At 70.0% G+C, this 22,146-nt stretch carries 19 protein-coding genes; 8 read left to right on the top strand and 11 right to left on the bottom strand.

Going from position 1 to position 22,146, the window contains the following annotated elements; genetic code table 11:
• Positions 1 to 127: 127 nt before the first annotated feature.
• Positions 128 to 3,424 carry an isoleucine--tRNA ligase gene (ileS, locus tag ABD893_RS15865; RefSeq protein ID WP_345082545.1) on the bottom strand — a complete coding sequence of 1,099 codons (3,297 nt, stop codon included), beginning with the start codon at positions 3,422 to 3,424 and terminating at the stop codon, positions 128 to 130.
• A gap of 474 nt (positions 3,425 to 3,898) precedes the next feature.
• Here ileS and ABD893_RS15860 point away from each other — a divergent pair, with 474 nt between their 5' ends.
• Entirely contained in the window at positions 3,899 to 4,174 is a 276-nt protein-coding gene (locus ABD893_RS15860; RefSeq protein WP_345082542.1) for a hypothetical protein, read from the top strand.
• 78 nt (positions 4,175 to 4,252) lie between these two features.
• On the opposite strand, the gene ABD893_RS15855 is transcribed toward ABD893_RS15860, so the two are convergent.
• Both ABD893_RS15855 and ABD893_RS15850 read right to left on the bottom strand, forming a co-directional pair.
• Positions 4,253 to 4,612 carry a hypothetical protein gene (locus tag ABD893_RS15855; RefSeq protein WP_345082539.1) on the bottom strand — a complete coding sequence of 120 codons (360 nt, stop codon included), beginning with the start codon at positions 4,610 to 4,612 and terminating at the stop codon, positions 4,253 to 4,255.
• The gene (locus ABD893_RS15850; protein WP_345082536.1) at positions 4,609 to 6,132 is read right to left on the bottom strand and encodes a PspC domain-containing protein; all 1,524 of its coding nucleotides are present in this window, start codon (positions 6,130 to 6,132) and stop codon (positions 4,609 to 4,611) included. The genes ABD893_RS15855 and ABD893_RS15850 overlap by 4 nt, the downstream gene beginning before the upstream one ends.
• A 146-nt stretch (positions 6,133 to 6,278) precedes the next feature.
• Between ABD893_RS15850 and ABD893_RS15845 the strand changes: the two genes are divergently transcribed.
• Positions 6,279 to 7,661: an ATP-binding protein gene (locus tag ABD893_RS15845; protein ID WP_345082533.1), complete on the top strand. Its 1,383-nt coding sequence runs from the start codon at positions 6,279 to 6,281 to the stop codon at positions 7,659 to 7,661.
• The gene (locus ABD893_RS15840; protein WP_345082530.1) at positions 7,658 to 8,404 is read left to right on the top strand and encodes a LuxR C-terminal-related transcriptional regulator; all 747 of its coding nucleotides are present in this window, start codon (positions 7,658 to 7,660) and stop codon (positions 8,402 to 8,404) included. Before ABD893_RS15845 ends, ABD893_RS15840 begins: the two co-directional genes overlap by 4 nt.
• Before the next feature lie 44 nt (positions 8,405 to 8,448).
• Here the strand turns inward: ABD893_RS15840 and ABD893_RS15835 are convergent, their stop codons facing one another.
• Positions 8,449 to 8,664, bottom strand: a complete 216-nt coding sequence (locus tag ABD893_RS15835) for a hypothetical protein (RefSeq protein WP_345082527.1) — start codon at positions 8,662 to 8,664, stop codon at positions 8,449 to 8,451.
• A 164-nt stretch (positions 8,665 to 8,828) separates the two neighbouring features.
• On the opposite strand from ABD893_RS15835, the gene ABD893_RS15830 reads away from it, so the two are divergent.
• On the top strand, positions 8,829 to 9,167 hold the full coding sequence (locus ABD893_RS15830) for a 2Fe-2S iron-sulfur cluster-binding protein (RefSeq protein ID WP_345082524.1): 339 nt from the start codon (positions 8,829 to 8,831) through the stop codon (positions 9,165 to 9,167).
• Positions 9,168 to 9,233: 66 nt separating this feature from the next.
• Here ABD893_RS15830 and ABD893_RS15825 read toward each other — a convergent pair whose 3' ends face one another.
• From ABD893_RS15825 to ABD893_RS15800, 6 genes are all read right to left on the bottom strand, one after another.
• Positions 9,234 to 9,458, bottom strand: coding sequence for a hypothetical protein (locus ABD893_RS15825; RefSeq protein WP_345082521.1), 225 nt, complete (start codon positions 9,456 to 9,458; stop codon positions 9,234 to 9,236).
• Positions 9,459 to 9,634: 176 nt separating this feature from the next.
• Positions 9,635 to 11,578 carry an ABC transporter ATP-binding protein gene (locus ABD893_RS15820; RefSeq protein ID WP_345082518.1) on the bottom strand — a complete coding sequence of 648 codons (1,944 nt, stop codon included), beginning with the start codon at positions 11,576 to 11,578 and terminating at the stop codon, positions 9,635 to 9,637.
• Positions 11,578 to 12,381 carry an SDR family oxidoreductase gene (locus tag ABD893_RS15815; protein ID WP_345082515.1) on the bottom strand — a complete coding sequence of 268 codons (804 nt, stop codon included), beginning with the start codon at positions 12,379 to 12,381 and terminating at the stop codon, positions 11,578 to 11,580. The genes ABD893_RS15820 and ABD893_RS15815 overlap by 1 nt, the downstream gene beginning before the upstream one ends.
• 62 nt (positions 12,382 to 12,443) lie before the next feature.
• Positions 12,444 to 13,352, bottom strand: coding sequence for a cation diffusion facilitator family transporter (locus tag ABD893_RS15810; protein ID WP_345082512.1), 909 nt, complete (start codon positions 13,350 to 13,352; stop codon positions 12,444 to 12,446).
• Positions 13,349 to 13,744 (bottom strand): ArsR/SmtB family transcription factor, encoded by a 396-nt coding sequence (locus ABD893_RS15805; protein WP_345082509.1) that lies wholly within the window; start codon positions 13,742 to 13,744, stop codon positions 13,349 to 13,351. Before ABD893_RS15805 ends, ABD893_RS15810 begins: the two co-directional genes overlap by 4 nt.
• Positions 13,745 to 13,873: 129 nt before the next feature.
• Entirely contained in the window at positions 13,874 to 15,160 is a 1,287-nt protein-coding gene (locus ABD893_RS15800) for a dicarboxylate/amino acid:cation symporter (RefSeq protein ID WP_345082506.1), read from the bottom strand.
• Between the two features lie 370 nt (positions 15,161 to 15,530).
• Between ABD893_RS15800 and ABD893_RS15795 the strand changes: the two genes are divergently transcribed.
• Positions 15,531 to 16,823: a hypothetical protein gene (locus ABD893_RS15795; protein ID WP_345082503.1), complete on the top strand. Its 1,293-nt coding sequence runs from the start codon at positions 15,531 to 15,533 to the stop codon at positions 16,821 to 16,823.
• 42 nt (positions 16,824 to 16,865) lie between these two features.
• Entirely contained in the window at positions 16,866 to 17,924 is a 1,059-nt protein-coding gene (gene lplAB / locus ABD893_RS15790; protein ID WP_345082980.1) for a lipoate-protein ligase LplAB, read from the top strand.
• Positions 17,925 to 17,947: 23 nt separating this feature from the next.
• Here the strand turns inward: lplAB and ABD893_RS15785 are convergent, their stop codons facing one another.
• Positions 17,948 to 18,718, bottom strand: a complete 771-nt coding sequence (locus tag ABD893_RS15785; RefSeq protein ID WP_345082500.1) for a metallophosphoesterase family protein — start codon at positions 18,716 to 18,718, stop codon at positions 17,948 to 17,950.
• A gap of 177 nt (positions 18,719 to 18,895) precedes the next feature.
• On the opposite strand from ABD893_RS15785, the gene valS reads away from it, so the two are divergent.
• Positions 18,896 to 21,568, top strand: coding sequence for a valine--tRNA ligase (valS, locus tag ABD893_RS15780; RefSeq protein WP_345082497.1), 2,673 nt, complete (start codon positions 18,896 to 18,898; stop codon positions 21,566 to 21,568).
• Positions 21,569 to 21,657: 89 nt separating this feature from the next.
• Entirely contained in the window at positions 21,658 to 22,137 is a 480-nt protein-coding gene (locus ABD893_RS15775; protein WP_345082494.1) for a hypothetical protein, read from the top strand.
• The last annotated feature ends 9 nt before the right edge of the window (positions 22,138 to 22,146 follow it).

The raw sequence follows: 22,146 nt of genomic DNA, 5'->3' as shown, positions 1-22,146 counted from the left end.
ACCTGCGGTGACCAGCCGATACCAACTTGCAATGCGCCAGCGGCCCGACCGCACCGCCGAGCGCGAGAGAGGTCGACCCGCAGCCCCAGCTCCGGCGCGGATTCCCGCGCCGGAGCCGTGAACTGGCTCAGGCGCGGGCCACGGAGACCGTGACGGTCCCGCCGGAGACCTTCTCACTCGCGGCATGCGCGCCCTCGACCGGTGCGGCCGGCACGGAGACCTCCACGGCGAGCACCTCACCGGCGACCAGGTCCTGGTGCGCGGCGACGGCAGCGGTCACCGACCCGTCACCGTCCACGGTGAGACGGATCCTGTCCGAGACCTCGAAGCCGGCCTCGCGGCGGGCCGACTGGATCGCGCGCACCACGTCCCGGGCGACGCCTTCGGCCTCGAGCTCCGCGGTGACCCGGGTGTCGAGCGCGACGAAGTCCCCGCCGCGCAGCACGCCGACGGCCCGGCCCTCCATCGCCGCAGTCTCGCCGGCGACCAGGTCCAGCGTGTACTCGCCCTCGGCCAGCTCGATGCCGCCGGAGGTGACCACACCGTTCTCGTCGGCGGACCAGTCACCGGACTTGGAGCCCTTGATGACCGTCTGCACCTGCTTGCCCAGGCGCGGTCCCGCGGCGCGGGCGTTGACGCTGAGCCGCTGCTCGACGCCCATCCCCTGCGCCTCCTCGCTCGCCACGTCCAGCAGGCGCACGGCCTTGACGTTGAGCTCGTCGGCGATGATCGCGGTGAACGCCTCGAGGGTGCGCGGGGCGTGGTGGACCACGGTGAGCTCGGCGAGCGGCAGGCGGGCCCGCAGCTGTCCCTTCTTGCGCAGGGAGTTGCCGACGCTCGCGATCGCGCGCACATCGTCCATCTGTGCGACGAGGTCCGCATCACGCGGGAACAGGTCCGCGTCAGGCCAGTCGGTCAGGTGCACGGAGCGCCCGCCGGTGAGCTGCTTCCAGATCTCCTCGGTCACCATCGGCAGCAGCGGTGCCGCCACCTGGCAGAGGGTCGTCAGGCAGGTGGAGAGCACGTCGATCGCCTGCTCGTCACCCTCCCAGAAGCGGTCGCGGGAGCGGCGCACGTACCAGTTGGTGAGCATGTCCAGGTAGTCCTGGATCAGCTCGGCGGAGTCCGCGATCGCGAGCGCGGTCATGGACTCCTTGACCTCACGGACGAGGTCGCCGGTGCGGGCCAGCAGGTAGCGATCCATGACGTCGCTGGAGTCGTGACGGGTCTGTCCGCGATAGCCGACGGGCTTCCCGGCGGCGTCCTTCTCCCCCGCGGCGTTGGCGTACAGCCCCAGGAAGTACCAGACGTTCCACAGGGGCAGCACCATCTGCCGGGTGGCGTCGCGGATCTTCGGCTCGTCGACCACGAGGTTGCCGCCGCGCAGGATCGGGGAGCTCATGAGGAACCAGCGCATCGCGTCGGCCCCGTACTTGTCGAACATCTCGCGCACGTCGGGGTAGTTGCCCAGCGACTTGGACATCTTCTGCCCATCCTCGCCGAGCACGATGCCGTGGCAGATCACCGAGGTGAAGGCGGGCCGGTCGAAGAGCGCGGTGGAGAGCACGTGCATCACGTAGAACCAGCCGCGGGTCTGCCCGATGTACTCCACGATGAAGTCCGCCGGGTTGTGGGACTCGAACTGCTCGGCGTTCTCGAAGGGGTAGTGCATCTGCGCGAACGGCATCGAGCCGGAGTCGAACCAGACGTCGAAGATCTCTTCGACCCGGTGCATGGTGGACTGCCCGGTGGGGTCATCGGGGTTCGGGCGGGTCAGCTGGTCGATGTAGGGCCGGTGCAGGTCCACCTCGCCGTGCTCGTTGCGCGGCAGGGTCCCGAAGGCCTCCTCGATCTCCGCCAGGGAGCCGTAGACGTCGACCCGCGGGTGGTTCGGGTCGTCGCTCTTCCAGATCGGCAGCGGGGTGCCCCAGTAGCGGTTGCGAGAGATCGCCCAGTCGCGGGCACCTTCGAGCCAGCGGCCGAACTGGCCGTGCTTGACGTTGCCGGGCACCCAGTCGATCTGCTCGTTCAGCTCGAGCATGCGCTCGCGCTGGTCGGCGACCTTCACGTACCAGGAGGAGACAGCCTTGTAGATCAGGGGAGTCCGGCAGCGCCAGCAGTGCGGATAGGAGTGCACGTAGCTGGCCTCGCGCAGCAGGCGCCCGGCCTGCTGGAGGTTGCGGATGATCGGGCGGTTCGCCTCGAACACCTGCACGCCGGCGATCTCGTCGAGCTCGGTGCCGGCGAAGTAGTCCAGGAACTGGGCCCCTTCGTCGACCGAGACGATCACAGGGATGCCGTACTCGGCGTTGACCTGCTGGTCGATCTCACCGTAGGCGGTGGCCTGGTGGACCACGCCGGTGCCGTCGTCGGTGGAGACGTAGTCCGCGACGGTGACGATCCACGCGTTCTCGGTGCCCCACTTCGCACGGTCCTCGGAGTAGACCGTCCACAGCGGCTCATAGGCGACGTGCTCGAGCTCGGAGCCGGCGAACACGCGCTCCTCGCACGCGACGAGCGCCTCCTCGGCGCTCTCGTAGCCGAGCTCCTTGGCGTGGGAGCCGAGCAGCGCGGTGGCCAGGAAGTAGCGGGCCTCGCCCGCAGCAGTGCCGTCGGCGGCGCCGAGCGGCCCGGCAGGAACCACCGAGTACTCGAGCTCGGGGCCGACGGCGAGGGAGAAGTTGGTGGGCAGGGTCCAGGGCGTGGTGGTCCAGGCCAGGGCCTTCACACCGTCCAGGCCCAGCTGCTGGGCCTTCTCCCCGGTGAACGGGAAGGTCACCGTGACGGTCTGGTCCTGGCGCTCCTTGTAGACGTCATCGTCCATCCGCAGCTCATGCGCGGACAGCGGCGTCTGGTCCTTCCAGCAGTAGGGCAGCACGTAGTAGCCCTCGTACGCCCGGCCCTTGTCGTACAGGGTCTTGAACGCCCACAGCACCGACTCCATGAAGGAGACGTCGAGGGTCTTGTAGTCGTTCTCGAAGTCGACCCAGCGGGCCTGGCGGGTGACGTAGTCCTCCCACTCCTTGGTGTACTTCAGCACCGAGGCCCGGGCGGCGTTGTTGAACTCCTTCACGCCCATCGCCTCGATCTCAGCCTTCTCGGTCATCCCGAGTTCCTTCATCGCCTCGAGCTCGGCGGGCAGCCCGTGGGTGTCCCAGCCGAAGCGGCGATCGACCTTGTTCCCGCACATGGTGCGGAAGCGCGGGATGACGTCCTTGACGAAGCCGGTGAGCAGGTGGCCGTAGTGCGGCAGGCCGTTGGCGAAGGGAGGGCCGTCGTAGAAGACGAACTCCTCGGCACCCTCGCGCTGGGCGATCGAGGCGCGGAAGGTGTCGTCGGTGCGCCAGAACTCCTGGATGGAGTTCTCGAGCGAGGGCAGGTTCGGTGAGGGGACGAGCGGGTCTCCGCTGACCGGGTAGACCATGGGACGGACCTCCGAGGCAGAACAAGGGCGAGTGCTGGGACAACATGCGCTCCGAGGACGCTTCCCGGCGCAGGGCCGGTGGCGCGGTACCACCTCGGTTGATGTCCGCTGCACCGCCGATGGCGATCCAGGGGCCTCCCCTTGTTCCTCAGCTGTGACGGGCTGGTCCCGGCGGGTTCTACTGGGCCCGCGCCCGTGAACGGACGATGGGCGGTTCTTCCCGCGGCTCTCCGGTGATGGCCGGGTCGATGCCGATGGCGGTCAGTGTACGCGGCGGCGCGAGGACGGTCACGCGGCCGGGCGGGGAAGAGACGCGCGGAACAGCCGGGCCTTCCGTGCTCGCCCCCGCGCTCGTTAGCGCCCATCCCGTGCGCATCCCAGCAGATCCGGGCGAGACGCACAGCACCTGCCCAGGTGCGCGCAGTCGAATACAGGGAGCGGCCCACCCTGCCGCTCCCCCTTCGAGGAGGTCTCATGAATGAGGACACCGGCTCCCGAGACATCGGTCCCCGGCGCAGCCGGGCCGCGGCGAGCGCCTCGGCACTCGGTGCCACAGCCCTGCTTGTGCTGAGCTTCGGTCCCTCGGCGCTGGCGCTGACGCCTTCCGGCCCGGCGGCGTCGAGCGTGCGGGCGGCGATCTCTGCCCCCGCATCCGCCACTCCCGCACCGGCGACAGCGACCCCAGCAGTGTCGGTGGCGCCCACGAATGTTCGAGGAGCGGCCGACGAGGACGACGACGTCTCCCGGTGAGCTGCTCCTGCCGGTCGCGCCGGTGACTCTGAGGATGACTGCCACCGGAACCATGTGTGACCTCGGAGAGCTGCGCCCTCAGCGACCTCCGGTGATCCCGCGGCCCGGCCCGTGCGGCAGCAGGGCAAGGATCAGCAGGACCAGCGAGAGCCCGAGCACGGCAACGACGCCCACCAGCCAGAGGTCCCATCGAGGCTGAGGGATCACGCTGATGGCGAGTATCGCCACCCCGAACAGCGCCAGCAGTCCGACCCCGACGGTCCCGATGCTGCGGCGCGGGCGCAGGCTGCCGGAGCCCCCGATGGCAGCGTCGCTCCCGCCGAGCTCCGCATGGTCTGTGCTCTCTGTGCGTTCGATGGTCCCGGTGCGTTCGATGGTCCCCGGGCCAGCAGCGGCTTTCACGCTGTCTGCGATGTCGGTGCTGTCTGCATCATTCATGCCTCGTCCCCGTTCTCTGCCGTGCTCGGTTGCTCGATGATCGTCACGGTGCCCACCAGCACGTCACCCCAGACGTCGACCACCGGTACGGCGCCTCGAGCGGCTCCGCCCTCCACCATGCCGTCCGTGGTGCCCACCCAGACCCTCACCAGCTCAGGGTCCGACGGCAGCATGACGGTGAGGTCCCCGACGGGTCGGGTGCAGCCGACCGATGTCACGGGCCCCTCCTCGCCGATGCCGTGGCTGCGCTGCTGCTCGCGCAGCTTCTCCGCGGCAGCGGCATCGAGCCCCCGCAGGTCGATGATCAGCGGCTGCGCCCAGCTGCCTGGATCGGACGGGCAGGAGAGATGGCGTCCGGCCTCGAGATCCGCTGCGATGATCTGCAGCGGCACGGCCTGCGGGTCATAGGTCAGCCGCAGCCAGGCCCCGCCGAGCCCGGTCCCGCCCAGGGCGAGCAGAGCCGCGAGGGCCAGCACCACGCTCCGCCGGCCGCGCAGACCGAGGATCACGAGCGCGAGTCCCGCCACCAGGGTGGCCGCGCCGAGGCCTGCGGCGAGCCGTCCGACCTGTGGCAGCGGTCCCGCAGCAGCAAGCGTCGGTGCCAGCTCCGGGGCGAGGTTCAGAGTCAGCACCGTGAGCGCGGCGGCGGCGAGCATCCCGGCGAGCACGGCGATCACGGTGCGGATGGTGGCCGCGGGACGTCGAGGGACAGTCCGCCGGGATCGGGAGTGCACACGGAGCGGAGTGCGCGGGAGATCTTCCGCGGTCTCGCCGGTGATGCCTCCGTCGGCGGCGCCTCCCTCGAACACCGCCCCGTCGGCGTGTGCTCCTCCTCCCGCTCCTCCCAAGCTCTCTGCCGGGAATCCCGGGAGCTTACCCTCGCCAGCGAGCACCGTCCATGCCGCAGGAGCGCGGCGGCGCTGCTCGCGCAGGAAAGCCTCGAGCTGGTCGAGGTCGACGAGCTCAGCCCGGCGGGCGAGCGCTGCCAGCAGCAGTCCGCGTCGTGCCTCGGCGGCGCGACGGACGCTGAGCAGCAGCAGAGCGAGCACGATCACAGTGAGCGCCACCAGCACAGCGGCGGCAGCGGAGAAGCGAGCGAGCACGAACATCATCCAGAACGTGCCGGCCAGGCTCGGCACCACCGCGAGCAGCGCCAGCACATCCACCGGACGCGCTTCGAACGAGATGAGTGCTTCGAGCGGACGCTGGACCGTCACCCCCTCAGCAGCACCGTCACGATCGGGTCGGAGCCGCGGGATCAGCAGCATCGCGATCAGATATGCCGGTACTCCCACGCCGAGCAGACCCGCCAGCAGCCCGAGCAAGCGGACCATCCGGGCAGGCACGCCTGCGGAGGCTGCGATCGCGGCGCAGACACCTGCGAGCTTGCCCGCCCCGGGCCGGCGCAGCAATGTGCTGCGCCGGGCACGATCGGCGGCGGTGAGGGCGGCACGCGGGGTGAGCGTGGCCCGCAGGGTCTGCTCGATCGCCTCGTCGTCCTGCTCTGCTGTCATGGCCATGGACCCATCTTCACCCCGATTCGGGCGCCGCCCGGCCTGCGGCACCCCGGAACCGTCCCGGACTCGCCCCGGAGGAGGCCCGTACCGGTCCCGGATCTCCGGGCTTCCCGAGGCGATGGTCATGTTCTGCACGGCAGAATGTCCCCATGGTCGCCGTTCTCCTGCCTTCGACCGCGTCCTGGACGCGGCACCGCGATGAGTCGCTGCTCGCCGGGGTATGCGCGGTGCTGTCCCGCCAGCTGCATGTGCCCGTCTGGGTGGTGCGTATCGCGGTGCTGCTGCCCGCACTGCTGGCTGTACCGGCGCTGCCGCTGCTGCCTGCCTTCTACGCGGCGTGGGCGGAGCTCCGTCTCGCTTTCACGCTCGCGGCCCCCTCGGCGCTGGGCTACATCGCCCTGTGGTGGGCGCTGCCCGATGATTCAGCACTTGTCCGCGAGCAGTCGATGCGGGCGAGCGCCGCCGCGGTGCGGGGCCTGCCCAGCGTCGCCCGCGTTGAGCGGCCGCCGAGTGTGCAGCGCACGGTGCTGCGCTGGCTCGGACTCACCGCGGTGGCTGGAATCTCGAGCGTGATCGCGCTGGCCACCCTCGGAGTGGACTTTCTCCAGCTGCTGCCCGGCGCTCGTTTCCTGGATCCCATCGAGGTGGACTCGTTCGGGCTGCTCCTGCTGCTCGGCGGCCTCATGTGCGCCGGGGTCACCCTCGGGCTCGTGCCGCTGGCCGACCTGGACCGCGACCGGTGGAGCGGCCGCCCCGGGCGCACTCCCGGGCCCGCCCTCGCCGCACTGCTGGGCGGTTCCGCGCTGCTGCTGCTGGCCACCGCGCTCACCGTGATGCTGGTGGTGGGCCCACGCCTGGCCTTCCAGCTCCTCGCCGCCACCCTCGCGCTCGCCGGGATGGTCGCGCTGCTGCTGGTCCCGTGGGGCCGACGGCTCTGGAGCGGAGTCCGGGAGGAAGCCGGCGAACGCGCTGTACTCCAACACCACCAGGAGACGACCGCGCACCTCCACGACTCGGTGCTGCAGACTCTCACCGTGCTCCAGCGTCCGGGCGCCGACGCCGAGGAGATGCGCACCCTCGCCCGCCAGCAGGAACGCGAGCTGCGCCGCTGGCTCTACCGCGCAGGCGCCGACGATGACGCCCCGGCAGAGATGCGGACAGCAGTCGAGGCGCTCACCGCAGAGCTCGAAGACCTCCACGGTCATGACGTGCACACGGTGATCGTGGGCGATGCCCCGCTCACCGAGCGCACCGCCGCGCTGCTCGGCGCTCTGCGGGAGGCGACGGTGAATGCCTGTCGCCATGCCGGAGAGGGGATCGACGTGTTCGTGGACATCAGTGAGGACGCTGTCGAAGCGTTCGTGCGGGACCGCGGGCCGGGCTTCGACCCGTCCACTCTCCCGGAGGACCGACTGGGCGTGCGCGAGTCGATCATCGGCCGGATGCGACGCGCTGGCGGCACCGCCTCGGTACGTCCTGCCCCCGGCGGCGGCACCGAGGTGGCCCTGGTGCTGCCGAGGAGGACTCGATGAACGACCAGCAGCCACCGTTGTCCCTCACTGGTCGTTCGGCCCCGGTAGTGCGTTCGAGCCAGATCGGGCCCTCAGACCAGGCCGCGCTGAGGGTGCTGATCGTCGATGATCACCGGATCTTCGCGGCCGGCGTCGCGGCCGAGATCTCCCGCGCGGATCCGGGCATCGAGATCGTCGGCCAGGAGCACGAGGTGACTGGCGCGATCGCTGCCGCCGGCCAGCTGCTGCCCGAGGTGGTGCTGCTGGATGTTCATCTGCCGGGCGGCGCGGGAGGTGGCGGGGCCGAGGTCGCCGGATCTCTGGAATCACTGGTCACTGCCACCGGACAGCCGGTGCGGGCCCTCGCCCTGTCGGTCTCTGACGCCGAGGAGGATGTCCTGGCGGTCATCCGGGCCGGGGCTCGCGGCTACGTCACGAAGTCGATCACCGGTGAGGAGCTCACCTCCTCGCTGCGCCGGGTGGCGGAGGGGGATGCGGTGTTCTCCCCGCGCCTGGCCGGCTTCGTGCTGGACGCCTTCCGGGGCTCGATCCCCGCCTCCCCCACCGAGCTCGATCTGCTCTCGCCTCGCGAGCAGGAGGTGATGAAGCTGATCGCACGCGGCTACACCTATCGCGAGGCCGCCTCGAGCCTGTTCATCTCCGATCGCACCATCGAGAGCCATGTCTCCAGCGTGCTGCGCAAGCTGCAGCTCTCGGACCGTCGGGAGCTCACCCGTTGGGTCCGCGACCGACGGATGATCTGAGCGTCCTGCCCGGGCCCGGTCCTGCTCTCGCGATCCTCGCGGGCTCACGACACCTGCGAGCGGGCAAGCAGATATCCGGCCACCACCATGCCCCCGGTGAGCGCCCCGAGGGTCAGGACCGCAGCGATGCCGAGCCGTGGACCCACGCACAGCAGCCCCAGCAGCAGCAGCGCGGCAGTGCCCAGCAGGATCCCGGCTCCGATCCACCGCCATCCGACGTCCTCGTGCGTCGCCTCGCGATTTCGCTCCGGTGCCTGCACCGCACCCTCCACCGCCCGGGACGGTCTGAGCGCCGTCGACTGCCATCAGCTTCTCGCGGTCGTCCCGGAACACGCATCGGTTCCAGTCCCCTACGTGTCCCGGTATATGACCCAGAGCGCAGCCGACGAGGAGGCGCGACTCACCTCGTCGTGAGGGTGCGAACGTGGAAGACTGGGACCTCCACGAATCCGCCCCGCAGCATGGGGTGGTCGACGCAGAAGGAGCGATGATGTCGCTGTTCGGAGAGCCCTTCACCGCCAAGTGCCTGAAGTCCGGTATCACGCTCGAGGTCGGCGAGGATCAATCCCTCCTGCAGGTACTGCTGGATGCTGATATCCCGATGGACTACTCCTGCGAGGGCGGCGTGTGCGGCACCTGCGTGGTGCCCCTGGTCTCCGGCGAGGTCGAGCACCTGGATGAGTACCTCATGGACGACGAGCACGCGGACCAGATGATCACCTGCGTCTCACGCGGCGAAGGCGAGATCGTGATCGACATCTGAGGGCTCTCTTCAGAGATGCACGGGGTCCGCAGAACTGCCCGGGGTCTTCAGAGCTGCCAGGAGCCTTCAGAGCCGGGGTCCGGCCACCACCCAGGCCGCCCCGACCAGCATCATCAGCGCGGTCGCGGAACCGACCGCGAGCGGCAGCGCGATGCTGGGGCCGGCCACCAGCAGGAGCAGCATGCCGGCGGCGGCGATAGCGAGCAGCAGGGTGAACAGCAGCGGTCTGCCCATGGCGGGCTTCGCTGCGAATCGGCTCTGCGCTGCACGGCCAAGATGCGTCGTCGTCATCAGGGGGTCCTCTCTGCTCGGATGCTCGAGAGAGTGCCGACCTCCGGTGGGGATCTGGCGCCTCTCCATAGAGAGATCCTCTCCCGGTCAGCAGGCCCTCCGCATCCCGCGCAGGGTGGAGATCCACCTCCACCTTTGGTCGTAGATCGACTCAGCTCGGTGGGCCGGGAACCGGTTCAGCTCCGCAGCGGCGGCGCAGGGTTCTCGGCGCCCTCGCCGGCCTCCCAGGACTCGGAGTCGCCCTCGTCGCCGGGGCCCGGTGCGGCGCTGTCGCGGCGGGCGTCCTGGATGGCGAGCTGTGCGAACAGCCCGCCGTGAGCGACCAGCTCCTCGTAGGTGCCGCGCTCGGAGACGCGGCCGTGCTGCATCACGATGATCTGGTCGGCGTGGCGGATGGTCGAGAGCCGGTGGGCGATCGAGACGGTGGTGCGGCCGCGGGCGGCGGCGTCGAGCGCGCCGGACATCGCCCGCTCGGTGGCGACGTCCAGCGCAGAGGTCGCTTCGTCGAGCAGCAGCACGGGCGGGTCCCGCAGGATCGTGCGGGCCAGCGCCAGTCGCTGCTTCTCCCCGCCGGAGAACCGGTAGCCGCGCTCCCCCACCACTGTGTCGTAGCCCTGCGGCAGGGACTCGATGTGGTCGTGGATCTGCGCGATCCGGCAGGCCTGTCGCAGCTCCTCATCGCTCGCCTCCGGGCGGGCGAAGCGCAGGTTGTCGGCGATCGAGGCGTGCAGGAGATACGTCTCCTGGGTGACCACGCCGATGCTCGCCGCGAGCGAGTCCATGGTGATCTCCCGCAGGTCATGACCGTCCAGGGTGATGCTGCCGGAGCTGGGCTCATAGAGCCGCGCCATCAGGTAGCCGGTGCTGGTCTTGCCTGAACCGGTGGCCCCCACCAGGGCGGTGTGCTTCCCGGCCGGGACCACCAGGTCGATGCCGTGCAGCGCCGGCCCGTCCGCGCCCGGGTAGGTGAAGGTGACGTCCTCGAAGCGGATCTCGCCGCGCAGGGTCGCCGGGTCCAGCGCGAGGGCGTCCGGCGCATCACTGATGAGGATCGGGGCATCGAGGTACTCGAACACCCTCGAGAACAGTGCCAGGGAGCTGTTGACCTGGGTCGCGACCCGCAGCAGCCCGTTGATCTGGGGGAACAGGCCGGACTGCAGGGCGATGAAGGCCACCAGGGTGCCGATGGTGACGCCCTGCCCCTCGGGGTCGGCGAACAGCAGGTGGCCGCCGAGCAGGTAGGTCAGCGCCGGGAACAGCGCCATCAGGGTGGTGAACACGGCCATCTGCCAGCGCCCCGCCATCTCAGAGCGGACCTCGAGGTCCGCGAGTTCCCGCGAGTCGGTCGCGAAGGCGCTGCTGAGCGCCTGGGTGCGGCCCATGGTGACGCCCAGCAGGATCCCGGAGACGGACAGGGATTCCTGGATCCCGGCGGAGAGGTCCGCCGCCTTCTCCTGGCGGGTCTTCACGATCGCCCGTCGGCGCCTGCCGACCCGGCGGTTCATCCAGACCGCGAAGGGCAGCGCGATGAGGGAGAACAGGGTCAGCCGCCAGTCCAGGGCGAACATCGCCACCAGCGCCATCGCGACCCCTGCCCCGGAGGAGACGATCTGGGTCATCACAGAGGTGACCACGGCCTGCATGGAACCGATGTCGGAGAAGATCCGCGACTGAATCTCACCGGTGCGGGTGCGGGTGAAGAATCCCAGCCCCATCCGCTGCAGGTGGGAGAACACCGAGACGCGCAGATCATGCATCACGGACTGGCCCACCCGGGTGGAGAGCATCGACTGGGTGACCCCGAGCGCGCTCGCGATCACCGTCACCGCGATCAGTCCGCCGACGGACCAGGCCAGCACGTCGGCGCGCTGCTGGGGCAGGGCGACATCCACGATCTCGCGGATCAGGAACGGGGAGACCACCCCGACCGCGGCGCCGATCACGATCAGTGTCAGCACTCCCGTGAGGGTTCCGCGATAGGGACGGAACAGGTTCAGCACCCGCCGCAGATCGGGGCGCTGGCCGGGGGCGAGCTTGAGGTCGTCGCGCATCCTGCCGCCTCCGCCGCCCATGCCGCCGCCCATCCCTCCGCCGGGGCCACCCATCCCGCCGTGGGCCATCAGACCCCCTGGTGGCGGGCCACGCGATGGGCGGCCGCCTGGGCGAGGGGACGGACCGTCACCAGATCGAGGTTCACGTGATGGGGTGCGTTGAGCGCATAGGAGATGACATCCGCGCAGTCCTCCGCCGTGAGCGGCTGCTCGACGCCGTCGTAGACGGCGTCTGCCGCCCCTTGGTCTCCGAGGCGCACCAGGGAGAACTCCTCGGTGTGGACCATCCCGGGGGCGATCTCGATGACGCGGATCTTCTCCCCGTTCAGTTCGAGCCGCAGGGCACCGGCGAGCATGTGCTCCCCGGCCTTGGCGGCGTTGTAGCCGGACCCGCCGGGGTAGGCCTCCTGAGCCGCCACGGAGGTGACGAACAGCAGGTCTCCGCGGCCGCTCTCGCGCAGCGCCGGGAGCAGGGCGCGGGTGACCCGTACCGCGCCGAGCACGTTGATGTCGTACATGCGCTGCCACTTCTCGAGGTCCGCCTCGGCGGCGGTCTCGATGCCGAGGGCGCCCCCGGCCACATGCACGACGGCGTTCACGGAGCCTCCGAACAGCTCGGTGGTCCGCTCGACCAGGCGCTCGACGGAGCTGTCAGAGGTGATGTCGACGGCGAGCACCTCGCAGCCGGTCTCCGCGGCGAGCTCGTTCAGCCGGTCCTCGCGGCGGGCAACGGCCAGCACGTGCCAGCCATCGGCGACCAGGCGCTGCGCGGTGGCGCGGCCGATGCCGGAGGAGGCACCGGTGACGACGGCGGTGAGACGGGCAGTGTCACTGGCGACAGCGTTCGGGTGCGCTGCATGGGTTGAGGTCATGGATCCAGCGTACGCGGCGCGGCCGACGGGAGCAGCCGTCCTGACTCCCTCACGATGGGCTGCTACCAGCCGATCTCGAGGCATCCGTGGTGATCGGTCGGCTCGGTCTGGACGGTCGCGTGGGCGATGCCGTGTGTGGTGCTGAGCAGCGCCTGGGCGGCGTCGAGGACCGGGTGCGGGTCGGCGCCGGGCGCGGTCACCAGGTGGACGGTGGCGACCTCCATTCCGGAGGTGAGGGTCCACAGGTGCAGATCGTGGACGTCGGCGACCCCGTCGAGGTTCCGCAGATCGTCCTCCACCTGCTGGGGGTCGATGTCGGCGGGCGCCGCCTGGCCGAGCACGGTGAACACCTCCCGGGCCAGCATCACGGCGCGCACCGCGATGAACGCTCCGACGGCGAGCGCGACGATCGTGTCGATGATGCTCTCTCCGGTGAGCCGGATGAGCGCCGCGGCGACGATCACTCCGACCGAGCCGAGGGTGTCCGCGAGGACCTCGAGGTAGGCGCCCTTGACGTTGAGGCTCTCCTCCGCCCCTCCGCGCAGCATCAGCAGCACCACCAGGTTCACCACCAGGCCGAGCCCGCCGACGACCAGCATCGGCGTGGTGTCGACGTGGACCTCGTCGCCGAGCCGGCCGATCCCGCTGACCGTCACCAGGACGGCGACGACCAGCATGATCAGCACCGCCAGCAGGGCGGCGAAGGTTTCGAGGCGGTAGTTGCCGAAGGTGCGTCGGCCGTCCTTCGAGGGACGCGCGGCGAGCACCGTCGCGGCGAGTGCGGCAGAGAGGGTGACCACGTCGGCGGCCATGTGTCCGGCGTCCGAGAGCAGCGCGAGGGAGCCGGAGAGCAGTCCGGCGACCAGCTCGACGAGGAAGAATCCGCCGATCAGCACCACCGCGACCAGCAGCCGCCAGCGGTGCGCGGCCCCGGCGTGGCCGGCAGCACTGACTCCGTGGGAGTGACTCATGAGACTGCCCGCCCGACAGGCTCGTGGGGCGAGCCAGCACGCTCCTGCGGCGCATCGACGGCGCGGCGTTCGGGATGGCGCAGCTCGCTGTGCTCGGTATGGGTGAGCGCGACCTCGAGCAGCATCCGCACATGCGGATCATCCAGGCGGTAGAAGGCGCGCCGTCCCTCCCGGCGCACGCGGACGATGCGGTGGGCACGCAGCAGCTGCAGCGCATGCGAGACCGCGGAGTCGGACTGCCCGGTGAGGGTCGACAGCTCCCCCACGCTCACCTCGCCGTCGCGCAGGGCGAACAGCAGGCGCAGGCGGCTGGGATCCCCCAGCAGGGAGAAGACGTCCGCGAGATCAGCGATCTCGGCACCCTGCACCGCAACATCTGAACGATTGCTCATATGTTCAGTATGACAGATGCTGCAGGCGGGATCCGCCGACGCAATGGAGCCGACGAATGCAGCGGGCCCGTCCGCACCTCACGGGGTGCGAACGGGCCCGCTGCCTGGCAGGTGAGCTCTTCCAGCAGCTCAGATGCCGTGGACCTCCGCGTGCTGCTGGGCGGTCAGGTCGCCGCTGACACGTCCCTTGGAGAACCGGGTCATCAGCGCCGCGATCGCCCCGTCACCGGTGACGTTGGTGGCGGTGCCGAAGGAGTCGATCGCGATGTACGCGGCGATCATGAGCCCCACCGCGGCCTCGCTGAAGCCGAGGAAGGAGGCGAGCACGCCGGCGGCGGCCATGATCGCGCCTCCGGGCACGCCCGGCGCGGCGATCATCACCACGCCCAGCATGAACACGAAGCCCACCAGGGCGCCGATGTGCAGCGGCATGCCGGTGACGATCATGATCGCCACGGCGAAGGTGGTGATCTTCAGCGTCGACCCGGCGAGGTGGATCGTCGCACCCAACGGGATCACGAAGTCCGCGATCGCGTCCGGGACCCCGTTGCGCTTCGCGCATTCGGTGGTCACGGGGATGGTCGCGGCCGACGAGCTGGTGCCCAGCGCCGTCATATACGCCGGGAGCATGTTCCACAGCATCCTCAGGGGGTTGCGGCCCATCGCCCAGCCGGCCACGGCGTACTGCGCGAGCAGCACCACCACGGTCATCCCGAAGACGAGCAGGATCACGGTGAGGAAGGTGCCGATCACGGTCCAGATCTGGCCGTTCATGGTCAGGCCCAGGAACATGCCGAAGATGTAGAGCGGCAGCAGAGGGATGATGATCGCCTCGATGATGCGCACGATGATCGTGCGCAGCTGCACGAAAGACTCCTGCAGCGCGCCCTTCGTCACCAGAGTGAGCCCGATGCCGAGGCAGAAGGACAGCACCAGCGCAGTCATCACGTCGAACACCGGCGGAATCTCGATCTCGAAATAGGCCGCGATCGCGGAGTCCTCGGGGTTCTCGAGGGTGTCGATGCGGGCCCCGCCCAACATGCGCGGCAGAAGGAACAGGGAGAGCGCCAGCGCGAACAGCCCGCACAGGATGGTGGAGAGGTAGGCGATCCCGGCGGTTGCGGCGAGCATCTTCCCGGCGCCGTGGCCGAGCTCAGCGATCGCCGGCGTCACCAGGCCCACGATGATCAGCGGGATCAGGAAGCCGAGGAAGCCGGAGAAGACCCCGTTGAAAGTCGTGAAGACTCGCGCGATGGCTTCGGGCATCACCAGGCCCAGCAGGATCGCCAGCACGATGGCCAGCAGGATGCGCGGCAGCAGCCCGAAGCGGGAGCGACGGCGGGCAGCGGTGGCTGTGGACGCAGGCTCCGCAGAGGAGGCAGACGGGTCGACGGCGGTGTCGGTGGGGGTGTTCATGAGGCCGGCTCTCGCAGGGGTCGGGTGGGGACCGGGACAGCGTAGACGCGCCAGGGCGCGCACTGCAGGAGCGCCCCTCCTCGGCGCCTGGCGCCCGCGCCGAACACCGGGCCCCGCCCCAGGTGAACACAGGTTCCGGGTTCCCCTGTGGCACCTCCCACAGCTGCCTCGGCAGGCGCGGAGGGTCACCTCCTGACCGCGCGCCGCAGAACGTGTGGCGGCTCCTCAGGATCTCTTCCGGCACTCCGCGCGCGGAACATGTCTGGACCCGTCACCTGCGGCGATGCACACTAGGGGAGGTGGAGAATGATCCTCCACCCCAGCCCAGACCGTGCGAGCCCGCACGTGCCCACCGCGGAGAAGGAGGACCATGGCTCGCTCATACGCCACCGTCGGACAGATGCTCACCTATGCCGTCGACCGCTCCGCCCTCTCGCCGGATCTGGAGATCCCGGCGGAGCGCCATGTGCGGGTCGAGGTGATCCTGCGGCACATGCTCGAATTCGTGCTGATGTCACCGCGCAGCCGGGACGCCTTCCTGCGCACGATCGCCCGCACCGAGCACACCACCGGCTCGATCGCCGCCGCCCCACGGATGCGGAAGACCTCCCCCGATCTGCTCGCCGAGCTGCTGCCGATCGCAGGCGAGGCCGACGAGGGTGCCCGCCTCGGCATCGCCCTGCGCGTCGGCGGCCCCTTCTCCACCGCCCGGTTGCGGGAGATGCGGGCGGCACTCGGCTCCTCGCCCCAGCACCTGCTGGTCGCGATCGCTCGCCACACCGACCGCGCCGAGCTCGAAGGAGAGGTGCCGGACGGCGTGATCGCCACCAGCTGGGCCCGGGTGGCCAGGCGGATGCCGAAGGCCGATCCCGGCCACGCCCACCTGTGGGAGACCCTGGGCGAGGTGGGTGAGAACGCTGGCCGGCCCGTCGTGCAGTTCCCGGTCGATGCGAAGAAGCTGCTGACGAGGACCTCCACCGCCCGTGAGTTCCGCGCCCACCTGGACGTGCTCCACCACGCCAGCCGCACCCTGCTCGGCACGAGCCCCCATTTCTCGACCCGTCGGGGCCAGACCGGCGCCCATCTGCAGGCGGGCGTGGGCAGACAGCGCACAGGCCTCGAATTCGGGGAGGTCGAGCAGGGCACCCCGGTCCACTTCCAGCGCACTGGCGAGATGCCGATTCCGCTGGGCATCGGCCGGCTCGAGACCGAGGAGGAGCGGGCAGCCGCCACGGAACGCCTGGCGATGTTCTCCCGCCGCACCTGGCGCACCGAGGCGGAACGGCCGCCCGCCTCAGGTGAGCTGATCGGCGCGCCCGCCTCCCCAGAGCTGGAGGGAGCGCGCCTGCTGCTCTGGGCGCTGTTCAACCCGATGCTGCTGCGCGACCGCGGCTTCGAGCCGGCACCGGCGAAGCGACAGCCGGCCCTGACCGCAACGTCGATGGGGCTGCGGCTGCTGCAGCGCGGGGACGATTCCGGCGCTGAATATCGCCTCTGGGTGGGCGGGGACCGCGACTGGAAGAACCTCATCCCCCGTGTCACCCGCGAGGAGACTGCCCGGCACCCGGCGGAGACGTACGCGATCGCACCGCGCAAGAGCCAGTCCACGGCGGACTTCGTGTGGGAGGTCCACCGCGCGCTGCGGTCCCTCACGATCCTCTGAGGGACAATGGCAGGCATGGATGAGCGCAGCGACAGCACGGTGATGAACGGTCAGTACAAGGTGCGCGGCGGCAAGCTGGTCTCGGTGGATGTCACCGTGGCGGGCGACCGGATCGCGACCGCCCACGTCTTCGGGGACTTCTTCCTCGAACCGGATGATGCCCTCGAGGATCTGAACGCTGCCCTGACAGGGATGCCCACCGAGGCGACCGCCGCTGAGCTCGGCGCGGCGCTCACCGCCCAGCTCGCTGCGCGCCCGGATCCGGTGTCGATGATCGGCTTCTCCGTCGAGGCGGTCGCGATCGCGGTGCGCCGGGCGCTCGGTCACGCGACCAGCTGGGATGACCTCACCTTCGATGTGATCGGCCCGCGAGTGCTGCCGCCCGTAGTGCATGTGGCGCTGGATGAGGTGCTTCCTCATGAGGTGATCGCCGGGCGCCGCAACCCCCACTTCCGGATCTGGGACTGGGACAGCCCACTGGTGGTGATCGGTTCCTACCAGTCGCTGCGCAATGAGATCGATGCGGACGGCGCGGCGAAGCACGGCATCGGGGTGGTGCGCCGCATCACCGGCGGGGGCGCCATGTTCATGGAGCAGGGCAACTGCATCACCTACTCGCTGGTGGTCCCCACCTCGCTGGTCGAGGGGCTCAACTTCGAGCAGTCCTATGCGTATCTGGACGACTGGGTGATGGGGGCGCTGGCCGAGATCGGGGTGAAGGCCCACTACGTGCCGCTGAACGACATCGCCTCCGAGCAGGGCAAGATCGGCGGCGCCGCCCAGCGCCGCTTCGCCGGCGGGGTGCTGCTGCACCACGTGACCATGAGCTACGACATCGACGCGGACAAGATGGGCGAGGTGCTGCGGATCGGCCGCGAGAAGCTCTCCGACAAGGGCACCAAGAGCGCCAACAAGCGCGTGGACCCTATGCGTTCGCAGACGGGCCTGGCCCGGGAGCAGATCATCGACGGCTTCCTGGACTTCTTCCGCGCCCGCTACGACACGGTCGATTCGGACTACACCGAGGCCGAGATCGCCAAGGCCAATGCTCTCGTCGAGACGAAGTTCGGGACCGCGGAGTGGACCGCGCGCGTGCCGTGAGCGCTCATGTCCCGGGGTGAGGTTCAGGCGGGCGGGGTGCTGAGCCCGAGCCTCGCATGGTCTCCGCGGTACACCCCGGTGCGCAGCTCGATCTCGTAGGCCTCCGTCTCGGGCATACCCAGCCCCCGGGTCGCCGCGATCTCAGCCTCCACGTCATAGGGCACTCGCACGAACTGGATCCCGAACGGCGCGTCCCTCCCGCCCCCGGGGTCACCCTCGAGGATCGCGTAGGAGGGGGTCGGGTCGTCGAGCTGGTTGCCGACGCTGCCGACGTTCACCAGCGTTCCCTCCCTGCCGGAGCGCAGGAAGGGGTCGTGGATGTCGCCGTAGACGACGACGTCCGCGTGCTCGTCGCCACCGGTGAAGGGCGTCGGCGCGAACATCATCGCGAACTGCTCATCGCTGTGCTCCCGGCGCACCCTCGTGAACTCATCGATCGGCGAGGCATGCAGGATGCGCACCCGCCGTCCGGAGAGCTGAAGATCCACGCTGCCGGGGAGGGCGAACAGCCACTGCCGAGCCTCGGCGGGTAGCTCAGCCCGCCACCCGGCCTGGCCCTCGCTGCGCAACTCGCTCTCACCGGCGACGAATACCTCCCAGTTCCCGCGAACCGTCGCCTCGCAGCGCTCCCGGGTGAGCGCCGTGCAGGCGGCGCCGCGAGGCCCTTTGCCCACCACGTCGCCGAGGTTCAGGATCCGGGTGATGCCGCGGGCGGCGATATCGGCGAGCACTGCGCGATAGGCGGTGAGGTTGCCGTGCACGTCGGAGACCACGGCGAGACGTTCGAAAGACATGGGCCCACCGTACGACCCTCGGGCTGCACCTTTCCTCCGTCGGACCATCGGCTGGCCACCATGGTCGCCCTCCTCCCCCGGCCCATCGGCTATCCCCGTCGGCCGGCCTGCACGCGAGGGCGCTCACACTGTCGCCGCCTGCGTTGCACCAGAGCGCAGACCTGGAACAATGAGTCCATGACCGATACTGCATCGCGCCCCGACACCGGCTCCTCCCTCCCCGATCGCCCCTCGCTCGAGGGCCTCGAGGACAAGTGGGACGGCGTATGGAGCGAGCAGCAGCTCTACGCCTTCGACCCAGACACCACGCGTGACCAGGTCTTCAGCGTCGATACCCCGCCGCCGACGGCCTCCGGGTCGCTGCACGTGGGTCACGTGTTCGGCTACTCGCAGGCGGACATGATCGTGCGCTACCAGCGCATGCGCGGCAAGAACGTGTTCTATCCGCTGGGCTGGGATGACAACGGTCTGCCCACCGAGCGTCGGGCGCAGAACTACTTCGGCGTGCGCTGCGATCCCTCGCTGCCCTATGTGGAGGACTACACGCCGCCGCAGGAGGGTGGGGACAACAAGTCCTCCAAGCCGGGGAACCAGGTGCCGGTCTCGCGTCGCAACTTCATCGAGCTGTGCGAGCGCCTCACCGCGATCGACGAGAAGTCCTTCGAGGAGGTCTTCCGCACCCTCGGCCTCTCGGTGGACTGGAACCACAGCTACCAGACCATCAACGCCCACTCCCGCGCGACCTCCCAGCGCGCCTTCCTCGAGAATCTCGAGGCCGGGCAGGCGTACCAGTCCGAGGCCCCCACCATGTGGGACGTCACCTACCGCACCGCGGTGGCGCAGGCCGAGCAGGAGGACCGAGACCGCGACGGCGCCTACCACCGTCTCAGCTTCACGCGGACCGACGGCACCGGTGAGCAGGTGGTCATCGCGACCACCCGCCCCGAGCTGCTCCCGGCCTGCGTGGCCCTCGTGGCCCACCCGGACGATGAGCGCTACCAGGGACTGTTCGGCACCACCGTCACCTCTCCCCTGTTCGGCGTCGAGGTGCCCGTGCTCGCCCACCCCCTCGCCCAGCCCGACAAGGGCGCCGGCATCGCGATGATCTGCACCTTCGGCGACTCGAACGACGTCACCTGGTGGCGCGAGCTCGAGCTGCCCACCCGCTCCGTCATCGGCCGCGACGGCCGCTTCCTCACCGAGGCGCCGTGGATCACCACGCCCGAGGGCCGGGCGAACTACTCCGAGCTGGCCGGGCTGACCGTGTTCAGCGCGCAGAAGCGCGTGGTGGAGATGGCGACCGAGTCCGGTGACCTCACCGGCGAGATCGAGAAGATCTCCCACCCGGTGAAGTTCTACGAGAACGGCGACAAGCCGCTCGAGTACGTGACCTCGCGCCAGTGGTATCTCACCAACGGCGGCCGGGATCAGTCCGAGGGCGGCCTGCGCGACGATCTGATCGCCCGCGGCAAGGAGCTCACCTGGCACCCCGCCTACATGGAGTCCCGCTACCGCAACTGGGTCGAGGGCCTGGCCGGTGACTGGCTGATCTCCCGCCAGCGCTTCTTCGGCGTGCCCTTCCCGATCTGGTACGCAGTGGGCGCCGACGGCGAGACCGACTACGACACCGTGCTCACCCCACCGGTCGAGTCCCTGCCGATCGATCCCACGATCGACGTGCCCGCCGGCTTCGAGGAGTCCCAGCGCGGCGTGTCCGGCGGCTTCATCGCCGATCCCGACATCCTCGACACCTGGGGCACCTCCTCGCTGACCCCGCAGCTCGCGGGCGGCTGGAACTCGGACCCTGAGCTCTTCGCCAAGGTGTACCCGATGGATCTGCGCCCCCAGGGTCACGACATCATCCGCACCTGGCTGTTCTCCACCATCGTGCGCTCCCACCTGCAGCAGGATTCGCTCCCCTGGAAGCACGCCTCGATCAACGGCTGGATCCTGGACCCGGACCGCAAGAAGATGTCCAAGTCCAAGGGCAACGTGGTCACCCCCATCGGCCTGCTCGAGCAGCACGGCTCCGATGGTGTGCGCTACTGGGCCGGCCGTGCCCGCCAGGGCGTGGACACCGCCTTCGACGAGGGCCAGATGAAGATCGGCCGACGCCTCGCGATCAAGATCCTCAACGCCTCGAAGTTCGCCCTCGGCTTCGGGGACGCCCCCGCAGATCCCGCGGGCCGACTCGCCGCAGACCCGGCCGTGGTCACCGATCCGCTGGACCGGGCGCTGCTCGCCCAGCTGGCGGACGTCATCGAGCAGGCCACGGCCGCGAACGATGAGATGGACTACGCCCGCGCCCTCGAGATCATCGAGCCGTTCTTCTGGGCGTTCTGCGATGACTACATCGAGCTGGTCAAGGAGCGCGCCCACGGCAACTCCCCCGCCGGCGAGGCCGGTGCGGCATCGGCTCGCGCGGCGCTCGCGATCACGCTCGAGGTGCTGCTGCGGCTGTTCGCCCCGGTGGTCGTGTTCGCGACCGAGGAGGTCTGGTCGTGGTGGCGCGGCGGCAGCGTCCACACCCAGGCCTGGCCCGAGGCAGCACCGCTGCGCGACGCCGCTGCCGGCCAGGACGCGGCACTCGTGGACACGGTCGCCCAGGCCGCGATCACGCTGCGGCGCATCAAGTCCGACGCGAAGGTCTCTCAGAAGACCCCGATCCTGTCCGTCACCGTCGTGGCTCCGCAGGCGGCGCTCGCCCACCTCGAGGCCGCCGCCGGTGACCTCACGGCGCTGGGTCGCATCGAGCAGCTCGAGCTGGTCGCAGGTGACGTCGACGGCATCCTCACCCGCGACGTCGAGCTCGGCGAGCCGCCGGTCAAGCAGCCCCGGAACCAGGGCTGAGACCGGCGCGGCGCCAGTCCGTGCCGGCCCACCCAGGCAGCACCAGACAGCGCTGACCCGGCACACACCACGCCCCCGAAGGAGACGCCATGAACCTCACCACGGTGCGCGCAGGGTCGAGCTCCGGACTCATGTGGGCCGGTGCTGTGCTGGTCTTCCTCGGGTTCTTCACGGCGCTGTTCGCCGTGGCGCTGCTCGTGGGGGGTGAGGTGCTGGGCGCGGTGCTCGTGGTGCTGCTCGGGCTGGCGTTGATCACGGCCGGGGTGGTGCTCTTCCTGCTCGCGCGCCGAGCCTGTGCACGTCTGGATGCTCGCGGGGTCTCCTGGTCCACGATGCTCGGTGCCCGCGGCGTCGTGCCCTGGGAGCAGGTACACCAGGTGGTGGTCCCCGGGATGCATGAGCCCGGAGACGCGGTGCTGCTGCGGCTCCGAGATGGCTCCGTGGTACCGATCGCGCCGCTGCGGAAGACGCAGGCCCCAGGGGACAGCACCGGACCGCACCCGTGGTATCTACGAGCCGGGGCCGCCGTGATCAGAGCCCATCAGCAGTGGCTCGCCGGGCAGCGCTGAGACCGGGCG

It is taken from the genome of Brachybacterium paraconglomeratum (assembly GCF_039541415.1).
Taxonomy (GTDB): domain Bacteria; phylum Actinomycetota; class Actinomycetes; order Actinomycetales; family Dermabacteraceae; genus Brachybacterium; species Brachybacterium paraconglomeratum_A.
The sequence above is the reverse complement of the archived record's forward strand: the minus strand, read 5'-3'. Positions and strand labels throughout refer to the sequence as shown.